The 19,538-nt window shown below is 51.7% G+C and carries 14 protein-coding genes; 4 read left to right on the plus strand and 10 right to left on the minus strand.

Features of this window, described 5'->3' with window-relative positions; translation table 11 throughout:
- Nucleotides 1–3 precede the first annotated feature (3 nt).
- Together ACN0YD_RS06915 and ACN0YD_RS06920 are read right to left on the minus strand one after the other, a co-directional pair.
- Complete coding sequence (locus tag ACN0YD_RS06915) at nucleotides 4–270, minus strand: hypothetical protein (RefSeq protein ID WP_417318137.1); 267 nt, start codon at nucleotides 268–270, stop codon at nucleotides 4–6.
- Between the two features lie 111 nt (nucleotides 271–381).
- Nucleotides 382–2,277, minus strand: coding sequence for an ABC-F family ATP-binding cassette domain-containing protein (locus ACN0YD_RS06920; protein WP_417318139.1), 1,896 nt, complete (start codon nucleotides 2,275–2,277; stop codon nucleotides 382–384).
- Nucleotides 2,278–2,425: 148 nt separating this feature from the next.
- Between ACN0YD_RS06920 and ndk the strand changes: the two genes are divergently transcribed.
- Complete coding sequence (gene ndk / locus ACN0YD_RS06925) at nucleotides 2,426–2,848, plus strand: nucleoside-diphosphate kinase (RefSeq protein ID WP_417318141.1); 423 nt, start codon at nucleotides 2,426–2,428, stop codon at nucleotides 2,846–2,848.
- A 62-nt stretch (nucleotides 2,849–2,910) separates the two neighbouring features.
- Here ndk and ACN0YD_RS06930 read toward each other — a convergent pair whose 3' ends face one another.
- From ACN0YD_RS06930 to ACN0YD_RS06940, 3 genes are all read right to left on the minus strand, one after another.
- Complete coding sequence (locus ACN0YD_RS06930) at nucleotides 2,911–3,660, minus strand: DsbA family protein (RefSeq protein ID WP_417318143.1); 750 nt, start codon at nucleotides 3,658–3,660, stop codon at nucleotides 2,911–2,913.
- A gap of 22 nt (nucleotides 3,661–3,682) precedes the next feature.
- Nucleotides 3,683–5,143, minus strand: coding sequence for a M48 family metalloprotease (locus ACN0YD_RS06935; protein ID WP_417318145.1), 1,461 nt, complete (start codon nucleotides 5,141–5,143; stop codon nucleotides 3,683–3,685).
- Between the two features lie 140 nt (nucleotides 5,144–5,283).
- Nucleotides 5,284–7,830: an Rne/Rng family ribonuclease gene (locus ACN0YD_RS06940; RefSeq protein ID WP_417318147.1), complete on the minus strand. Its 2,547-nt coding sequence runs from the start codon at nucleotides 7,828–7,830 to the stop codon at nucleotides 5,284–5,286.
- 684 nt (nucleotides 7,831–8,514) lie between these two features.
- Between ACN0YD_RS06940 and ACN0YD_RS06945 the strand changes: the two genes are divergently transcribed.
- From ACN0YD_RS06945 to prfB, 3 genes are all read left to right on the plus strand, one after another.
- The gene (locus ACN0YD_RS06945; protein WP_417318149.1) at nucleotides 8,515–9,630 is read left to right on the plus strand and encodes an N-acetylmuramoyl-L-alanine amidase; all 1,116 of its coding nucleotides are present in this window, start codon (nucleotides 8,515–8,517) and stop codon (nucleotides 9,628–9,630) included.
- Nucleotides 9,631–9,748: 118 nt separating this feature from the next.
- A complete protein-coding gene (locus ACN0YD_RS06950; protein ID WP_417318151.1) occupies nucleotides 9,749–12,196 on the plus strand; it encodes a penicillin-binding protein 1A in 2,448 nt (815 codons plus the stop codon).
- 30 nt (nucleotides 12,197–12,226) lie between these two features.
- Nucleotides 12,227–13,355 (plus strand): peptide chain release factor 2 gene (gene prfB / locus ACN0YD_RS06955; RefSeq protein ID WP_417318153.1). Its coding sequence is split into 2 segments (ribosomal slippage): nucleotides 12,227–12,295 and nucleotides 12,297–13,355, totalling 1,128 coding nucleotides; the frame shifts between segments, so codons are not numbered across the junction.
- Between the two features lie 75 nt (nucleotides 13,356–13,430).
- On the opposite strand, the gene ACN0YD_RS06960 is transcribed toward prfB, so the two are convergent.
- From ACN0YD_RS06960 to ACN0YD_RS06980, 5 genes are all read right to left on the minus strand, one after another.
- Nucleotides 13,431–13,844 carry a bactofilin family protein gene (locus tag ACN0YD_RS06960; RefSeq protein ID WP_417318155.1) on the minus strand — a complete coding sequence of 138 codons (414 nt, stop codon included), beginning with the start codon at nucleotides 13,842–13,844 and terminating at the stop codon, nucleotides 13,431–13,433.
- 13 nt (nucleotides 13,845–13,857) lie between these two features.
- Entirely contained in the window at nucleotides 13,858–15,039 is a 1,182-nt protein-coding gene (locus ACN0YD_RS06965; RefSeq protein ID WP_417318157.1) for a peptidoglycan DD-metalloendopeptidase family protein, read from the minus strand.
- 190 nt (nucleotides 15,040–15,229) lie between these two features.
- On the minus strand, nucleotides 15,230–16,033 hold the full coding sequence (locus tag ACN0YD_RS06970) for a ferritin-like domain-containing protein (RefSeq protein WP_417318159.1): 804 nt from the start codon (nucleotides 16,031–16,033) through the stop codon (nucleotides 15,230–15,232).
- Nucleotides 16,034–16,040: 7 nt separating this feature from the next.
- Complete coding sequence (gene bcp, locus ACN0YD_RS06975) at nucleotides 16,041–16,502, minus strand: thioredoxin-dependent thiol peroxidase (protein WP_417318160.1); 462 nt, start codon at nucleotides 16,500–16,502, stop codon at nucleotides 16,041–16,043.
- Between the two features lie 12 nt (nucleotides 16,503–16,514).
- Nucleotides 16,515–19,517 (minus strand): bifunctional [glutamine synthetase] adenylyltransferase/[glutamine synthetase]-adenylyl-L-tyrosine phosphorylase, encoded by a 3,003-nt coding sequence (locus tag ACN0YD_RS06980; RefSeq protein ID WP_417318162.1) that lies wholly within the window; start codon nucleotides 19,515–19,517, stop codon nucleotides 16,515–16,517.
- Between the last annotated feature and the right edge of the window lie 21 nt (nucleotides 19,518–19,538).

Genomic DNA, 19,538 nt, shown 5'->3' on the forward strand with positions numbered 1-19,538 from the left:
TGGTCAGACTTTGACACCTCTCGGTTTGACGAATTCGAATTCCTTGATTTCGATAATGTCGCTGATTACGAAGCCTTTGCGCGGCGGATATCTTCTTTCGATCTGTCGGATGACATCCTCTTTAGAATCGGATTCGTATGTGAAGAAGTTCAGGTCCGCCCAGGAGGCGTCGAAACTGGGGTGCACGCGGCCTTTTTTTTCGCAATCGCGAACTTCCTGATTGAAAACAGAGACTTCAAATCTTTTAAGTGATCCCGAACCGTCCTGCATAATTTTCACCCAAATAATACGTTACCGAAAAAACTGAGAGGTTTATATAGTTTTGCAGGTTCCGTTTATAGGCAGGGAAGGTAAAACCGGGGTTAACAAGCAGATAAAAATTTACAAGCCCGAGGCATTCTCGAGGTGTTTTTCTATTTTCTCGCTGATCTCCACCCAGTCTGCTTCCCTGATTGCCAGTTTTTGAGTCAGTTGTTCCCGTTCACGTGTGAATTTTTCCAGTGCCAGTCTGCTTTTGGGGTCTTCCCGATCATAAAGTTTCGGATTTTTCATGGCACGATCGTACTTCGCGATTTCCTTTTCCAGGGTAGCTATGGCTTGTTCCAGTTTTGCCGTTTGCTTTTCAAGGTTTTCGAGTTCAGCCTTGCTCTGTGCTGAAGAATCCAGCTCCGGCACGACGTTATCCCGCTTGTCTTTCGTGGCCTTACCCGTGGAACGTTGTTTCAGGATGAAGTTTTTGTAATCCTCCATGTCGCCGTTATAGGGGGTGACAGTTGCGTCGTGAACGAGCCAGAGCCGGTCGGCGCAGGCTTCCAGCAAGTGGCGGTCGTGGCTGATCATAATTACAGCGCCTTCATAGGCGTTTATAGCATGCACCAGGGCCTCGCGGCTTTGCATATCAAGATGGTTTGTCGGTTCGTCAAGAATAAGGATATGGGGCGCTCTGAGGCTCATGATGCAGAACAGCAGGCGAGCTTTTTCGCCCCCGGAAAGGTTTTCGACCACGGTTTCCACCTGATCTGCGCCGAAATTGAAACTGCCCAGTTTTGCCCTGACTTTACTCTCGGGTACGTTCGGCATCAGCTCTCTGAGATGACCCAGCGCGGTTCCCTTCGGATTCAGTTCGTCAAGCTGATGCTGGGCGAAATAACCGACTTCCAGCTTGCCTGATTTTCTCATTTCGCCGGCCATAAGCTCCAGCCTGCCGGCCACCAGTTTGGCGAATGTGGACTTACCATTACCGTTTTGTCCCAGCAAGGCAATCCGGTCATCCATGTCCATACGCAGATTCAAATGACGTAAAATGGGAGCCCCGTCGGTATATCCAACTTCGCCGTTTTCGAGAGTGAGTAACGGCGGGGCCAGTTGATCCGGGTTCGGAAACTCGAAGGAGAGGCTTCTTTCCTCGATGATGGCATCCAGAGGTTCCATTTTTTCGAGCATCTTGACGCGGCTCTGGGCTTGCTTTGCCTTGCTCGCCTTGGCTTTGAAACGATCAATGAAGCTTTGCAGATGTTTCCGGGCGGCTTCCTGCTTGACAATATTCGCCTGCCTCAGGGCAAGTTGCTCACGGCGCATTTTTTCGAAATCGTCATAACCGCCGGTATAGAGTTTCAGCTTGCACTGATCCAGATGAAGGATGGCGGATACAGAACTGTTGAGAAGGTCCCGGTCATGACTGACGATGATCACTGTATAGGGGTAGGTGCGAATGAAGTTTTCAAGCCACATTACCCCTTCCAGATCCAGATAGTTGGTCGGTTCGTCAAGCAGCAAAAGGTCCGGGCGCGTAAACAGGGTGCAGGCCAGGGCAACCCGCATGCGCCAACCGCCGGAAAAAGAGGAGCAGGGGCGTGCCTGCGCTTCATCATTGAATCCCAGCCCGGCCAGAATGCTGGCGGCGCGGGCGACAGCTGTATGGGCATCGATATCTGCCAGCCGGATATGTATTTCAGCGATCTTGTGGGGGGCGGTTTCGGTTTCCGCCTGCCGTTCCAGTTGCTGCAGTTCCTTGTCTGCGGCCAGAACCGTTTCAAGGAGGCTTTCCGGCCCGCCCGGCGCTTCCTGGGCGACCTGTCCCAGACGGACCCGGTTCTGGAGCTGGATGCTGCCGCTGTCTGCTTCAAGTTCCTCAGATATCAGTTTGAGCAGGGTGGATTTGCCGGCGCCATTCCGCCCCACAATGCCGACCTTGTGTCCTGCAGGAATGCGTGCGGAGGCGTCGTCCAGGAGTAACTTTCCGCCGATGCGATAACTGACATTCTGAATCTGTAACACTTTTTGTTCCTGCTTTGCTGTTCTCTAAAGGATTTAACAGGATTTCTCAAAAGTGCAACGGATCATTTCTACTGTTGCACAAAGTTGTGGAAGGCACTATAAACCGCCGCAAACGGCTCATTATATTTGACGACAAGGATTTAAACATATGGCTATTCAGCGCACTTTTTCCATCATTAAACCCGACGCTACAAAACGGAACCTGACCGGTGCCGTGACCAAGATTCTCGAAGAGGGCGGTCTCCGCGTCGTCGCTTCCAAACGTATTCGCATGACACAGGAACAGGCTGAGGGTTTTTACGCGGTTCACAAAGAACGTCCATTCTTTGGTGAACTGGTTGAGTTCATGATGTCTGAGCCGGTTGTGGTTCAGGTTCTGGAAGGTGAAGATGCCGTGGCTCGCAATCGCGAGATCATGGGTGCCACCAATCCGGAAGAAGCCGCACCGGGCACCATCCGCAAGGAATATGCCCTGTCCATCGGCGAAAACTCCGTTCACGGTTCAGATTCCCTTGAGAATGCGGAAATCGAGATCAAATTCTTTTTCAGTGACGATGAACTCGTCGGCTGAACGGAAATATCTCAGTTGATGAAGAGGCTCCGCCACTGCGGAGCCTTTTTTATTTGGCGGCTTTAATCTTTTTCCGCCCGGGCGTCGGCAACCGCCTGCTTGAGGGTCGGCAGGCGGTATCCACCGATCAGGATATTATTCCCGATAATAAAGCTCGGTGTGCCTGAAATATTCAGTCTTTCCCCGAGAGCGGAGTTTTCCTGAAGGGTGCGCTCGATCACAGGGTCCAGCATGTCGATCGCCAGCTTTTGTTCATCGATTCCCGTTTTTTTAGCGATCTCGAAGATTGTGGATTCATTCAGCGGCCGCGTATTTTCAAGAAGTGCCGTATGAAGCTCCATATATTTTCCCTGGCGCTTTGCGGCCAGAACGGCCTTAGCCGCCGTTACCGAACTTTCCTTGAGAATCGGATATTCCTTGTAGATGATCCGGATGTTCGGATCCTGCTTCCTGAGCTGTGCCACTGTCGCCAGACTGGCTTTACAGACGCCGCAGTTATAATCGAGGAACTCCACGATGGTGATGTCGCCGTCCGGGTTGCCGTCCACGTAACTGACGCCGTCTTCATAAATCGGCACATGCAGCTGTTTCAGGATTTCCGCCGTATGCCGCTGTTGCAGGATGCCGATGACTTCCGGAATAATATCCGGATTGTCCAGCAGATACTGGCGGATCATGCTATTGATCTCTTTTTTCTGGGTCGGTGTAAAGCTGTTGTCTTCGGCAAGCACCTGGCCGGAGAAAAATACACCAAAGATAAAAACAAAAATACTGCCGGCGCGGCGGCCGGATTTTATAAGTTCAAATTTCATAATATATCCCGAGTAATGTCCTTTAACTGTCAGAAGAAGCTTTTAAACCGTCTTCTGGCTCATTTTTCTGATCCGGTTTTTCTTCCGGTATTGGGGGCAGTTTTTCCCTGGCTTTGTCACTCAGGTTTGATTGGGTTGTAACCAGAATATCCTGCGCCCTGATCCATTCGCTTGATCCTTTGGGCAGCTTGTCCATTGCGAATTTGGCATTGACCATGGCGCCCCGCACATCACCGGCAAGGAGGAAGCGTTCAGCAGAGGCGTAACGTGTCATGGCTTCATTCCCCTTTCGGTGCCAGGCAGTCGAAGCCTGCAACCAACCGAAGTAATTTGCGGGGTCACGGGCGAGTGCGACCTTGAGGCTATCCAGGGCCTCATCAACGAGGCTGTCATCTTCGGTGCCCAGCAATGCCTGGGCAAAGGATACCCGGATCAGGGGATTACCCGGCAGGTATTTGACCGCCATCCTGTAGGCGTCTGAAGCTTCCCGGACAAAGCCGTTCTCAAAAAGGATTTGTCCCTTGGTTTCATAGAAATAGGGATCCTTCGGATATTCGCTGATCAATGAATTGACTTCACCGATGGCCTCGGGAACCTGATGCAGTTTGTGGTAAGCAAAAGCCCGGGCATAGCGGGCATAGACGCTTCGGTCAGACTCAGGATATTTGTTGAGTGTCGTCTCTCCCGGTTTCAGATAGCCGAACAGCTTGGCCTGCATGCGAAGGAACTTGTACTCCATAAGAGGGTCTGGCGGCGCCTTGTACCATGCGGAGGTGGTAACACGCTCGCGCAGTTTCGAAATTCTTTCAATGCTGACAGGGTGGGTGCGGGCGTAGGGGTCCTGCTGATAGGAACTGAGCAACTCCTGATCCCCCAGGTAATCCAGAAAAGTGATCAGACCTTCACCACTCTGCTGGGTTTTTTCAAGAAAAGTCAGACCGGCCTGATCGGCAGCTGATTCCTGGGTGCGGCTGTATTTGAGGAAGCTGCGAGTGCCGAGATGTTGGCCACCCATCATCAGGGCCATACCGGCATCGCCTGAGCCCGCCGCAATGGCGGCAGCACCGAGCAGAGTACCGAGAATGGTCATTGCCGTTGCCCCCTTAAGGCCATCGGAAAATCTTGAAATATGCCCGCCGGTAATATGTCCCGTTTCATGGGCAATAACTCCGACCAGTTGATTATAGTCGCTGGACTCGAGGATAAGACCGGTATGGATAAATATATTCTGTCCGCCGGCAACAAAAGCGTTCAGGGTTCGGTCGTTTACTATATAGGTGTCGACTGAGGCCGGCGACAGGTCGGCAGCGATAAAAAGCGGTTCTGAGAAATCACGAATGGTCTTCTCTATTTCAGCGTCTCTCAGGATTGAAAGCCCGCCGCCTCTCTGGGCCTGGGCGACAGGACCGAGGATCATGCTGAGGGGGAGTATAAGAGCTAATGCTCTTGCCAACCCGCTTTTTGCCAGTAAAGAAAACATCATGGTTAAGGTATGGTTCCTCCGGAACTACGTCAAATAAAAACTCACCACACCCCCATTCATATCTTTGTCATGATACAGACAAAAAAATAAGGCCCAATCATGACTGGACCTTATTTATATTGTTATGCTGTATCTAAAAATCAATCACCGAAGGCGCGCTGCCACCAGCCTTTTTTGCCGCCCTTCGCGTTATCTGCACTATCAGCCTCTTCCGATTTCTTATCGGCACTGCCGACTTCTATCACATTAACGAAGCGAGAGGGTTCAGGCGCGGTCTTCACATCAGCTTTCTTTTCAGGGGCCGGTTCGGCCTCTGGGGCTTTGGCGGCCTGTTTTTCTGCCGTTTTCTCACCTTTGTCTTCAGCGCCGGCATCGGACTTCGGTTTGCGGGTTCTGCGCCGTTTGGGCTTTTCTTCCTTCACAGTGTCAGTCGCCGCTGTATCACCTTCACCGGCAGGGGCTGTCTGTTCACCCTTGGCTTCTGCGGGCTGTTCTGCAGCCTCAGCATGTGTTTCGGGTTTCCTGGTCCGGCGGCGGCGTGGTTTTTTCGGCTTTTCTTCCTCTCCGGTCGTTTCTTTTTCTTCCGGGGCGGTCTCGCTTGTTTTTGCTTCTGCGGCTACTTCGCCTTCAGAAGAGGGAGCTTCGGTTTGTTCAGTCTTGTCACGACGGTTGCGGCGACGGGGACGGCGGCGCGAAGGTTTTTTCTCGCTGCTGTCTTTTTCCCCTTCTTCCGTTTCCGGTGCGGCTTCATCAGCAGACTCTGCAGACTTGCTTTCGGCTTCCGGGCTTTCGCCTTCGCCAGTGCGGGGCTTGCGCCGACGGCGCCGACGTTTGCGTTTCGGCCTTTCACGTTCCTCACTGTCGGGAGTAACGTCGTCCTCGGTCACATCCACCAGTGTGGACACGTCACCACCAAGCTGCAGACTGTTTTTTGATTCTGTTTTCAGCTTCTGGCCTTCGGTACGTTCCATCCGGTAGCCGTTTTCTGTCAGGCTCTCGTCAATGGAAATACCGACGCTGAAGCCATAGCGCTGTTCCAGATCCGTCAGCTGTGAACGTTTCTGGTTCAGGATATAGATGGCCACGTTGGCGGGAAGATAGAGTACGATATTGCTGGTCCGTTTGCGGATGCCTTCTTCCTCGATCACGCGAATGATGTGTAGGGACTGGGATTCTACAGAACGGATAACTCCGGTGCCGTCACAATGCGGGCAGGTTCTGGTGCTTGATTCCAGGACGCCGGCGCGCAGGCGCTGACGAGACATTTCCATCAGGCCGAAGGTGCTGATTTTGCCGACCTGGATACGGGCTCGATCGGACTTCAGGCAGTCCTTCATCTTGCGTTCAACAGTTCGGATATTGCCGCGATCTTCCATATCGATAAAGTCGATCACGATCAGCCCGGCCATGTCACGCAGTTTGAGCTGGCGGGCGATTTCTTCTGCCGCTTCAAGGTTGGTCTTGTAGGCGGTTTCCTCGATATTGTGTTCTTTTGTGGCCTTGCCGGAGTTCACATCGATGGAAACCAGGGCTTCGGTCGGATTAATTACGATATAACCACCGGACCTGAGCTGGACCGAGGGATTATACATGGAATCCAGATGGCTTTCGACCTGGAACCTCTGCAGAAGCGGAATATCGTCCTGGTAATGCTGAACCTTTTTGGCATGGCTCGGCATCAGAAGTTTCATATAGGTTTTGGCTGTCTTGTAGCCTTCCTCACCCTCGACGAAAATTTCGTCAATTTCGCGGGTATAAAGGTCGCGAATACTGCGCTTGATCAGATTGCCTTCTTCATAGATCAGAGTCGGGGCAATTGACTTGAGAGTCAGCTCGCGGATTTTTTCCCACATGCGGGTCAGATAGTCATAATCCCGTTTGACCTCCAGCTTAGTACGGCTGGCTCCGGCAGTCCGGATGATGCAGGCCATACCTTCCGGCATATTCAGGTCGGCGAGAATGGATTTCAGGCGCTTGCGGTCCTGGCTGCTGCCGATTTTACGGCTGACGCCACCACCGTGCAGTGTATTGGGCATCAGTACGCAGTAACGACCGGGAAGGGACAGATATGTAGTCAGCGCCGCGCCTTTATTGCCGCGTTCTTCCTTGACCACCTGGACCAGAATGATCTGGCGTTTCTTGATTACTTCCTGAATTTTATACTTATGGCGCAGGCGTTTGGCCATGCGCAGGCGAAGTTTCGCTTCCTCTTCTTCGTCATCTGCATGAAGAGATTCGATTTCTTCCTCGCCGTTTTCGCTCTCGGCAGCAACTTCAGGCTGAGCTTCACTGTCGCCTTCCGGAGCCTCTGCGGATTCTTCTTTTGTTTCCGGCGCTTCGATCTCCGGGCTGTCGGAAGCTTCTTCCGCAGGCGCCTCTTCTTCGAGGATATCGGCATTGGCTGCCGCTTCCTGGGCGATCAGGGCTTCCCGGTCAGCAACAGGGATCTGGTAGTAGTCGGGGTGGATCTCGCTGAAGGCCAGAAAACCGTGTCGGTTTCCGCCATAATCGACGAAGGCAGCCTGCAGGGAGGGTTCGACCCTGGTTACCTTGGCGAGATAGATATTTCCTTTGAGCGGTTTTCTGGAAGTGGACTCATAGTCGAATTCCTCCACACGATTCCCGCGAACGACGGCTACACGAGTCTCTTCCTCGTGTGATGCGTCGATGAGCATACGAATTGCCATTTAAATAGTCTCCACGACAAAGTTCGCTCCAACGCACAGGGATATTGATCGCCTGTGGGTGAGCTGAGCTTTGTTTTATCAGGTTGGGTTGTTTGGATAAAAGGGAACCCGTCAGATAACGCGGCCTGGTGGTATTACACTGACCGGCAGGGGCAGGGCGGCAATCTGTTGCCGAAGGTACCCCTGAAAAATGACGCGTTCTGAATTTCATATTCGGTTACTTTGGTTATTATTTTTATTTTCCAGAGAAAATAAGAAGCCCCGGTTATCGGGAAAAAAGAAACACAGTCACCTGAAATTTCTTTCTTTCAGACGCTTGTATCGACTTCCAGGAGCAAATGTAGAGCATTCCTCCCGTCCGTAGACCAACTCGTCCTAAAACTTTTCAACTTTCGGCGATATTTCCATAATTAACTAAACAGCTTATAGAATTTCACCTTCCAGTATTTCTATAACATAAGCCGACAGTTTGGCTCTTACAATAGAGAATGTGATAATTAGACTGAAAAGATTAAAAAAACTTTGGCTGGCGAGCAATTTATATTAGAAATATAGTTCAGACCGGATTGGGAACAGTAACGAATTATGATTTTTAAGCAAAACGTATCGAAAGCATTACTGCTCTTTTGTCTGATAATTTCATATGTTGTCGACACTTCATATGCTTCTTCTGCCGTTCCGGAAGTGTCCGGTGCACGAATTGGCGTTGATAAAAATCGCACCCGCTTCGTGCTGGAGATGAGCGACAAGGTGAAGTTCTCCATTTTCACGCTGGCTGACCCCAACCGGATAGTGATCGATATAGACGAGGTTGACTGGAAAATCGGTCCGGGCGGTGCAGACGGTAAAGGGGTTATTGAGCGATATAGATATGGCCTTTTCAAGCCTGGCACATCCCGCATTGTTCTTGATCTTCAATATCCGGTGAAAGTCGACAAGTCCTTTTTTCTTCCACCCAAAAAGAAATATCCATACCGGTTTGTTGTGGATTTAAAAAGAACAGATCAAAAGGATTTTTCCAGCACTATCCGTAAGCCGAGACAGATGACCCTGGCTTCGCGGCCGCCACAACCGGTTGTGGAAAGCGCCCGGATAGGACGGACCAAAAAACTGATTGTGCTTGATCCCGGACACGGTGGTCATGACCCTGGAAATCTGGGTAAAAACGGTTCGTCAAAATTCCCCGAGAAGACAGTCGCCCTGACTGCCGCCCGGGCCATAAAGAAAGAACTGGAAAGAACCGGACGCTATGAAGTGATCCTGACCCGCACCAGGGATATTTACGTCAAACACCGGGCACGCAGCCATGTCGCCCATGCCCACCAGGCTGATCTGTTTATTTCGGTTCATTGCGATGCGATTGACGATAGCCGGGTGAGGGGCGCCACGGTCTACACTCTGTCGGAAAAAGCCTCTGACCGGGAAGCCGCGGCACTTGCCGCCCGGGAAAACAAGTCGGATATTATCGCCGGTATGGACTTGGAGGCAGAACCGGATGAGGTCCAGGGCATACTGATTGAACTTCTCCAGCGGGAAACCATGAACCTGTCCAGCAGCTTTGCTACAGAGCTTGTCGGTCAGTTAAAAAATGCAACCCTGCTTAGAACGCGCCCTCACAGAACCGCCAGTCTTCTCGTTCTCAAAGGTCTTGATGTGCCATCGGTTCTCCTGGAACTCGGCTATCTGACCAACAGAAAGGATGCGGCACTTTTGATGCAAAGGGAAACACAGCAGAAAATCGGGCGTTCCATCGTCAAGGCTGTTGATCGTTATTTCCAGAAGAATTTTGCCTCAAATTAAAGGTATTCTTTAGTTTAAAATAAAGGATTGGGCCATATAGATGACACATTGGGCGCGTATTACTGTGCGAATTTTGACGGACAGAAAAACTGGTTTTATTATATAACTGTCAGGCATAATGGCGAAACGGACAAACATCTGGATAAATATTCTTGGGGCGACCACGGTGGCGGCGCTTGTCGGCTTTATCTGTGCCGTTGCCGGTCTGCTGTATCTTCTGAACAGTTACGGTCAGGATTTGCCCAACTATCACCAACTGGCGGACTATGAACCACCGGTTGTCAGTCGCATATATGCGGGGGACGGAAACCTGTTGTCCGAATACGCCCGCCAGAAACGACTGTTTGTCCCTATTTCTGCAATTCCCAAGCCGCTGATCCATGCTTTTCTGGCGGCTGAGGACAAGTCTTTCTATACCCATGGCGGCATCGATTATATGGGTGTTATCCGGGCAGCTCTGCTGAATATCAAGAACAGTTTCAGCGGACGGCGGCCGGTGGGCGCTTCCACCATCACCCAGCAGGTGGCCAAAAACTTTCTGCTTTCCGGTGTGGTTAGTTATGAGCGAAAAATCAAGGAAGCCATTCTTGCCTATCGTATCGAACGTACTTTTTCCAAGGACAAGATCCTTGAGCTCTATCTGAACGAGATTTATCTGGGCTCCGGCACCTATGGTGTGGCGGCAGCAAGCCTTTATTATTTTAACAAATCTCTGGGCGAACTGACCCTCGATGAGATCGCCTATCTTGCCGCCCTTCCGAAAGGGCCCAACAACTATCATCCGGTCAGGAGATATGATGCTGCCGTTGGCCGGCGAAACTGGGTGTTGGGGCGCATGGCTCAGGTAGGCTACATTACACCGGAGGAAGCTGCCGAAGCCCAGAAAAACCCGTTGGTTACGAAAAAACCGGAACGGACAACCATATTCAAGGCGGAATATTTCACAGAGGAAGTTCGCCGGGAGCTCAAGGATCTTTACGGAGATGATGAACTTTATGGTGGCGGCCTGTTTGTGCGGACAACTCTTTCTCCGCGTCTCCAGGCTATTGCTGAACGGGAACTGAAGCAGGGACTCATTGTCTATGATCGCCGTCATGGATACAAAGGGCCTGTGACACGCTTTTCAAAGGACGAGGACTGGCAGGCGGAACTGGAGAAGATGGATATCCCGCTTGGTATGGATAGCTGGCGGCTGGCTGTGGTCCGGGAAGTAGAGGATCAGAGAGCTTCTGTTCTGACCAAAGATGGTACTCTCGGCCAGGTCCCCCTGGATGAGGTTAAGTGGGCCCGCAAATACCTCAAGGGTGAATATGTTGCTCAGCGGATCAAGTCCGTCAAGGAAGTCCTGTCTGTGGGGGACGTCATTATTGTCGAGGAACTGGCAAGTTCGGATCACAAACAGGTGGAGCCGGAATTTGCGGCCTTTGGTCTGCGTCAGATACCAGAAATCAACGGCGCCATTGTCGCCATGGATCCCCATACCGGGCGGGTCCTGGCCATGTCCGGCGGATTTGACTATAATCTGAGCGAATATAACCGGGCGACACAGGCCAAAAGGCAGCCGGGCAGTGCCTTCAAGCCCTTTGTCTATGCCGTTGCCCTGGAAAAGGGTTTTACTCCCTCCAGTCTGATCCTGGACGCCCCGTTCGTGATGGAGCAGGGCTTCGGGCTCGGGAAATGGAAACCCAAGAACTCCAGTGACAAATTTTATGGCCCGAGCACCCTTCGTTTGGGGCTGGAGAAGTCGCGAAACCTGATGACAGTGCGTCTGGCCCAGTACATCAAGATGGACGGGATTGTAGATATAGCCGACCGTATGGGTATAACACATAACCTGCCGTCGCTTCTGTCCATGTCACTGGGGGCGGGGGATACAACTCTTATGAAGCTGACTGCGGCATACGGCATGATTGTCAATGGCGGCAAGAAGGTTACCCCGACGCTGATCGATCGTATTCAGGATCGCTATGGCGAGACCATCTTCCGACACGACCAGCGTGAATGTGAAAATTGTCTTGCTGAGGAATGGCAATATCAGAATGAACCCAGACTTCCTGATCAGCGCAGGAGGGTTCTGGATGAAGTAACCGCCTATCAGCTTGTCTCCATGATGGAAGGTGTTGTACAGCGGGGAACCGGTATTCGTATCAGGGCCCTGAACAAACCGCTAGCGGGCAAGACCGGGACCTCAAACGACAGTTTTGATGCCTGGTTTGTAGGGTTTTCTCCGGACCTGGTTGTCGGCGTGTTTGCCGGTTTTGATACACCCCGTTCCCTCGGCGCAGGTGAAGAGGGGGCCAGTGTAGCTGTACCAATTTTCCGGGATTTCATGCAGGAAGCCCTGAAAAATGAACCGTCTATTCCTTTCCGTATTCCACCCGGGGTGCGGCTGGTCCGGGTGAACCCGAAAACAGGCCAGATCGCCCAGGCCGGAGAAAAAAATGCCATTCTCGAAGCGTTCCGTCAGGGAACTTTTCCGACAAAAACAGCAGATGTGCTTGACGGATTTAATTCCCTGGTGCAAACAGGGACAAAAGTTCGCACCGGTACCGGTGGAATATACTAGTAACCTGTAATTTCACGAGAATACACGACGATGAAAGCAGAAACCCAACATCACGTTGACAAAATCAAGCAGTCTCTCGCACTGCTGAGGAGGCATCTTTGACTGGGATGTCGCCCTTGACAGACTGGCAGAGCTGAACGCCCTTTCCGAAGACCCCAATCTCTGGAATGACGCCTCCAAAGCACAGAAACTGATGCAGGAACGCCAAAAACTGGATCAGGCTATTTCCTTGTGTAAAAATGTCGAACAGGACCTGAACGATAACATCGAACTCATTGAAATGGGGGAGATGGAAGGTGATGAAGAAGTTGTTGCAGAGGCCGAGCAAGCTATTGAAGCGCTGACCGATAAAGCTGGAGAGATGGAATTCCAGACCCTGCTGAGCGGGGAAGCCGACAGCTTTGACACCTATGTGGAAATCCATTCCGGTGCGGGCGGTACGGAAAGCCAGGATTGGGCCAACATGCTGCTGCGCATGTACACCCGCTGGGCAGAGCAACACGGCTATAAGGTTGATATGATTGAGTATCACGCAGGTGATGAGGCGGGGATCAAGTCCGCCACCCTTCTGGTGAAGGGAGAAAACGCCTATGGCTGGCTCAAGACGGAAAGCGGTGTACATCGCCTGGTCCGTATTTCTCCTTACGATTCCAACGCCCGCCGACATACCAGTTTCGCCAGTGTCTGGATTTATCCGGTGGTGGATGACAATTTCGAGGTGGAAATCAACGAAAGTGATCTGCGTGTCGATACCTATCGGGCCAGTGGTGCGGGCGGTCAGCATGTGAATACCACCGACAGTGCCATCCGTATCACCCATATCCCGACCAACATAGTTGTGCAGTGTCAGAATGACCGCTCACAGCATAAAAACAGGGCGACGGCCATGAATATGCTGAAGGCCCGCCTTTATGAAGCGGAACTGCAGCGGCGGGAAGAAGAGGCCAACGCGGAACACGCCAGCAAGACAGAGATCGGTTGGGGGCATCAGCTGCGATCCTACGTGCTGCAGCCTTATCAGATGGTCAAGGATTTGCGTACGGGTGTGGAGAGTGGTCAGCCCGACAAGGTGCTTGATGGAGATATAGATCAGTTTCTGACAGCAGCTCTTGCTGCCCGGGTGCACGGCACCTCGGTAGAGGTGGAAGATATAGAGTAGAAGAAGTAATTATCCAGCGCCAAAAAGCCTTCTGCAGAGTGGAAGGCTTTTCTATTTTCCAGTCCAGAGAGACACTCAGGCAGTCTTTACGTTGTGCTCTTCCTCGGGAGCAGGGGCAACCTCAACGGGCTGAACCGGCTTTGGGCCATTTTCCTGCAGAGCATCTTCCTGATGCATCAATGTGCCTTCGACGACGGCACCGGCTTCTACACTGAGAGCCTCATGCATGATGTCGCCCTTGACTCTGGCGGTTTTCTCGAGGCGGACGTTACGTCCCCTGATCTGCCCGCTGGCAGAACCCTTGACGATTACATTATTGGCCATAATGGTGCCGTTAACGGCGCCATGTTCGCCAATGGTCAGAGATTCACTGCGGACATCACCATCTACAGTACCATCAAGCTGAATTTCGCCGAGTGTCGTGATATCGCCATTTACGGTCACATCGGATCCGATAATGGACGGAGCTGCGTTATTACTAGGTTTCATTTCTTTCAACTCTCTAGCTTCTGGAATATTCTTGTCGCTGGATCTTGAGAACATCTTCTGCTGCCTTGAATAGATTCAAAGGATTAATGGGTTTACCGTTAAACCAGATTTCGTAATGCAAATGGGGACTGGTACTACGTCCTGTGCTTCCCATCAGCCCGATCTCCTGGCTAACACTGACCTGTTGGCCACGTTTCACTTTTATCTTCGAAAGATGGCCATATCGTGACTTAAACCCGTTTCCATGGTCGATTTCAATAAAATTACCGTACGCACCATTGCGCCCAGCCTTCGTCACGATGCCGTTGCCGGAGGCATAAATAGGTGTTTTCCACCAGCCAGCCATATCGAGACCATGATGTGTAGCCCATGTCTTCTTAAATGGATCCCGGCGGGGGCCAAATCCGCTGGAAAGATAATATTTTTTCGCAGGTACCGCGACCGGCATGCTCTGCATAGCTGTTTCCAGGCCGACCAGACGGTTATAATGCGCCTGCAGACGGACAAAGGATTCAGACTGGTCACCTGCTTCGTCAACCGCTTCTCCCAAAACCACAAGAGGACCACCCTGACCGACGAGATCTGAAGAAGCGCGCTTTTGTGCAATCTGGATAAGCTTCTCAGTCTTGATACCTGATTTTTCCAGCGTACTGTCAATATAGGCGAGTTTGCCGGAAATTCCGCGGATCATGCCCTCGGCCAGCTGACGCTGACGGTTCTCGATCCGTTTAAGTTCAAAATTATAATATTCCAGCTCTCTCTTGCGGTCATTATATTGCTTCTGACGCTCCTGGGTGCTGAACACATGGGAGATCAGGTCCACATTGTCTCCGACGGCCGTATCCGTCCCGCCGGCCGGAGCGGAGTTTTCCTGTTCCGCCTGATCAGCCTGTTGCGAAAGAGACTGGTCCGTGTCAATCAACTGCTGGAGGTATATCTGACGTTGCTCCAGAGCACGGGCTGTTTCTTCAAGCGTTTCTTTCATTGTCTGAAACTGCTCGTGGGCAAGCTGGTACTCTCTGTTGGCTTCCTGAACCTTTTCTTCCTTTGCCGCCAAAATCTGTTGTTCGAAGGCAAAGAAAACAGAGGTAATGATCACCCAAAGCAGCAGGACCAGCAAAAGACCAACAAAGGCCAGCTGGGTCCGTTCTGACACGGTTACAAAGCGAACTACGCCGTTGGTCCTGAAATACATTTGTCGTTCAGGAAAATACGTGGCGCTGAGCTCTCTAAGCTTTGCACTGAGCTCTTTTAACTTTTTGGCAAGATTTCGGATCGCTCTTACCCCCTGCTTACGTCAAAATACCACTTTTAAATCAAAGCTTTTCCTTTATAACCGGCATTTGATACCAAAAGGTAAATGAATGCAACGCTTTTTAACAAAATTATATGGCCGAAAGAGGTAAGTAGTAGGATTCCAGCAGTCCTGCGGCCTTTCGGGCTTTTTTATTAAAAGGTGGTTTTAATTTACCGCTAAAATATTTTTTCACCAGTTCCTGGTATTTTTCCTGCCCATTCCAGCCTTTTTGCTCACAAAGCCAGGAGAACCACTTCTGTCCCTTGGCAACATGGCTGATTTCTTCGTCATAAATGACTTTCAGGGCCGATGCACTCTTGCTATCGCCGAAATTCTCCATGCGTTTTACCATCCCGGGCGTAACGTCCAGACCCCGCGCCTCAAGTACCAATGGCACTATTGCAAGCCTGGCGGCCAGGTCATTCCGGGTATCATGTGCCGCCTGCCACAGACCGTCATGGGCCGGCAACTCGCCGTAGAAGGTACCGAGGTCCTCGAGACGCTGCTCGATGAGCATAAAATGCCGAGCTTCGTCGTCTCCAACTTCCACCCAGTCATTAATGAAGTCCTCGGGCATGTCGTGACCGAAACGGGCAACAATATCCCAGGCCAGGTCAATGGCGTTCAGTTCGATGTGGGCAATAGCGTGCATCAGGGCGATGCGGTTTTCCAGGCTGCCGCCTCTACCGCGTTTCGGCATGTCTTTCGGGAACAAAAGTTCGGGCTTTTCCGGCCGGGCAGGCCGGTCTTCTGGAAAGGCACGTTCCCTGCCGGTAAAATGACCGGCCTTCCATAGTTTTGCCGTTTCACGGGCAATGGCGGCCTTTTCTCTCGCGTCAGATGTGGAGAGTACGTGCAAAGCGGCCTGACAGATGGAAAGTTGTTCACCCATGGAGGGATCAGAGGGCCTGTGCAGCGGCCAGGACCTCTTCCGCGTGGCCCTTGACCTTGACCTTGCGCCAGATCTGGCGAATGACGCCTTCACCGTCAATCAGGAAGGTGGCACGTTCTATGCCCATATATTCCCGGCCATAGAGCTTTTTCAGGACCCAGACGGTGTAGTCCTCGCACAGGGTGCCGCTTTCATCCGATAGCAGCTTTACCTTGAGATCCTGCTTGGTAATAAAATTCTGATGGCGTTTGACGCTGTCCCTGGAGGCGCCGAGCACCACGGTATCGCAGGCGGCAAAATCGTTGATAAGGCGGCTGAAATCCTTGGCTTCGTTGGTGCAGCCCGGTGTGCTGTCCTTGGGATAGAAATACAGGACGACGTTTTTTTCCTTGTAGTCAGAAAGGGAAACCTCTTCCCCGTTTTCGTCGGGAAGTTTGAATTCCGGTGCCTTCTGTCCTGTTTCCAGCATCTTTTATCCTTTTTAATTTTGATCCACGGGGTTTCCAAGCGGTGTTACCGGTGCAGGAGGTAACATGTTTGCCGCAGGTGTTTCAATAATTTCCTGATAGATTTCATATACGGAATGCTGAGCCGCGGCGATTTTTTCTTCCAGTTCCCCGAGCGTCCCGGTTTCTGTTCTCTGGAGAAGTATTTTTACCAGCGCCGCAGGTTTGTTTTCGCTTTTTGATGCGCTCCCCATGCATAGCCTGAGCAAAAGCTGTATGGTCTGCATCATTTCAGTGGCCCGGGACAATATTTCCGCCTTTTCATCGTCAATGATGCCTGCGCCAGAGGCCTTTTTCAGGAAATTGAGAATATTTGTATCCAGAATTTCCGGCTTTTCCGTTGCCCGGGACAGAAGGAGATACTGGCAGATAAATTCAATATCTACCAGCCCGCCCTGTGTGTGTTTGACTGCCCAGACGTTGTCGGTATCAAATTCCTTTCGCATTCGGCTGCGCATTTTGGCCACTTCAAACAGGAGATTGTCCTGATCCCTGTTCCGGTGGGTCAGGATATTATGGATTGCGGCATTGACCTTATCCCCAAGTTCTCTATCACAGGCAATCACGCGAGCCCGGGTCAGGGCCATATGTTCCCAGGTCCACGCCTTGCCCTCCTGATATTCACAGAAAGTCTCAAGATTGACGGCAATCGGTCCCGCATTTCCCGAAGGACGCAGGCGCATGTCCACATCAAAAAGCTTCCCTTCTCCTGTCAGTGCGGTCAGCGCATTGATGATATTCTGGCTGAGACGGGCATAATAATGGTTGACGCTCAGAGACTTTTTTCCGTCCGAAAAACCGCCCGGCCCTTTACAGTTATAAATAAATACAAGATCGAGATCTGACGTGGTTGTCAGTTCATACCCCCCGAGTTTGCCCATGGCGACAACACAGAAGGAACCGCCGTCGATACAACCGTGTTTTCGGGAAAATTCCTTTGTTACTTCCTGCAGCATGCGCTCGACCACAACCTCGGCAATTCGGGTAAGAAGCAGTCCAGACATCTTCACATCAATGACATTGCGCAGGATTTGCACCCCGACCTGGAATTTCTGCTCGTTGGTCCATTTCCGGGTAATATCGAGCACATCCTGGTAGTCCCGGGCGGTCGCCAGCAAGATGGAGAGGCTTTCTTCCAGCTCTTCACGTTCCGGAAAAGCTTCAAAAAACTCTGGCGTAAGGACAGCATCCAGAAGCAATGGACGCCGGGCCAGCTGTTCGGACAGGGAAGGGGCGCTGACCATAATTTCGGTCAGCAGTTCCAGAAGCCAGGGATGCGCATTGATAAAGGCAAAAAGTTGTACCCCGGAGGGCAGTTTTGAAAGAAAGTCGTCAAATCTTCTCAGGACAGCGTCGGGACTGTCACTTTGGGAGAACGCTTCCAGGATATGCGGCACCAGCCCTTTCAGTATTTTTCTGGCCCGCTCGGTCCGGCAGGCGCGATAGCGGCCAAGCAACCAGTTCTGAATGATATCATAGGCGCCGCCGGGATTTTCAAAACCGTTCTCAGCGAGTATTTCCAGGGTTTCGGGAGAACGGTTGTCTCCGGAAGGAAACTGTAGTTCCTGATCTCCGGCAGCTTCAGGGGTCTGTCTGCTGTCCTTGAGGAGTTCGTCAAAAAGAGCATGTACTTTTTCCAGGTGGGAAATGGTTTCCTTTTCAAAATCCCCGACCGTTTCAAAGCCCATAAAACGAGCTATCCTGAAAATATCCTCGGCCCGTTCCGGAATGGAATGGGTCTGGTCGTCATTAATCATCTGCAGACGATGCTCCAGGGTTCGGAAATAAACATAGGCCGCCTGCAGAACGTTGTTGTCTTCCTGATCCAGATGATCTTCTTCCACCAGCACATTAAGCGCCGCGCAGGTGGGGGCGATTCTGAGTGCCGGTTCGCGACCGCCGGAAATCAGCTGATGAATCTGGGCATAGAATTCGATTTCCCTGATGCCGCCGGGGCCAAGCTTGATATCCTGCCCTGCAAGGGCAATATCGCCGTGTTTGTGATGTTTGTGGATCAATTTCTTGATGGCGTAGATATCTTCCAGCGCGGCATAGTCCAGATGTTTGCGCCAGACAAAACCGCGAATGCGCCCAAGAAAATCCTGCCCGGCCTGTATATCGCCGGCCAGCGGACGAGCCTTGATCATGGCAGCCCGTTCCCAGTTCAGTCCCATGCTCTGGTAGTAGGTTTCTGCGGCTTCCATGGATATGGCCACCGGCATGGCGCCGGGGTCCGGCCTCAGTCTCAGGTCGGTGCGGAATATATATCCGTCTGCCGTTCTCTCCTGCATGAAGTTGACCAGATTGCGGGTGATCTTGATAAACAGGTCCTTGGCCGACTTACGCCCCGTATATCTGACTATATCCTGATCATAGAGGACAATAAGATCGATATCGCTGGAATAATTCAGCTCCCGTCCGCCCAGTTTGCCCATGCCGAGGATCGTATATCCGCTGTTGGCGGACGGTGTCGAGCTGTCGTCACCTCCTGCCTGAAGGTCTCCCGCGGCAACGGCCTTTGCCAGCAGGTGTTCCACAGCAACTTTCAGGGTGGATTCAGCAAACCAGCTCAGGGTTTCGGTCACCTTGAACAGCGGCCACTGTCCGGACAGGTCTGCCCAGGCGGCAAGCAGCGCGACACGGGCCTTAAACTGCCTGAACATCTTTTTCAGTGTGTCCGTGTCCATATCATCAGGCGTCAGGTCTTTCAGCTCTTTTTCAAGATCGGTAAGGCAGTCTCCGGGAGAAGATTCCAGCACCCGGAGCAGAAAGTCCGGGTTTCTCGTGGCAAGGGTTGATAAATAGGGGCTGTTGGCCAGTATGGCTTTCAACAGCTCTTTATGGCGGGCTTCCGCAAGTAGTTTTTCCCCATTAGTCAATCCCCGATCAAGGCAAAGCCTGATAAAATCGGAAAGCTTTTTTTCGGCCGCAGTATCGTCGACAGGAAGCGGAAAATGATCAGAAAATGCGTGTGTCACAAATACTTGCCTTATTTTGAA

This window comes from Emcibacter sp. (genome assembly GCF_048269205.1).
Lineage (GTDB): Bacteria > Pseudomonadota > Alphaproteobacteria > Sphingomonadales > Emcibacteraceae > Emcibacter.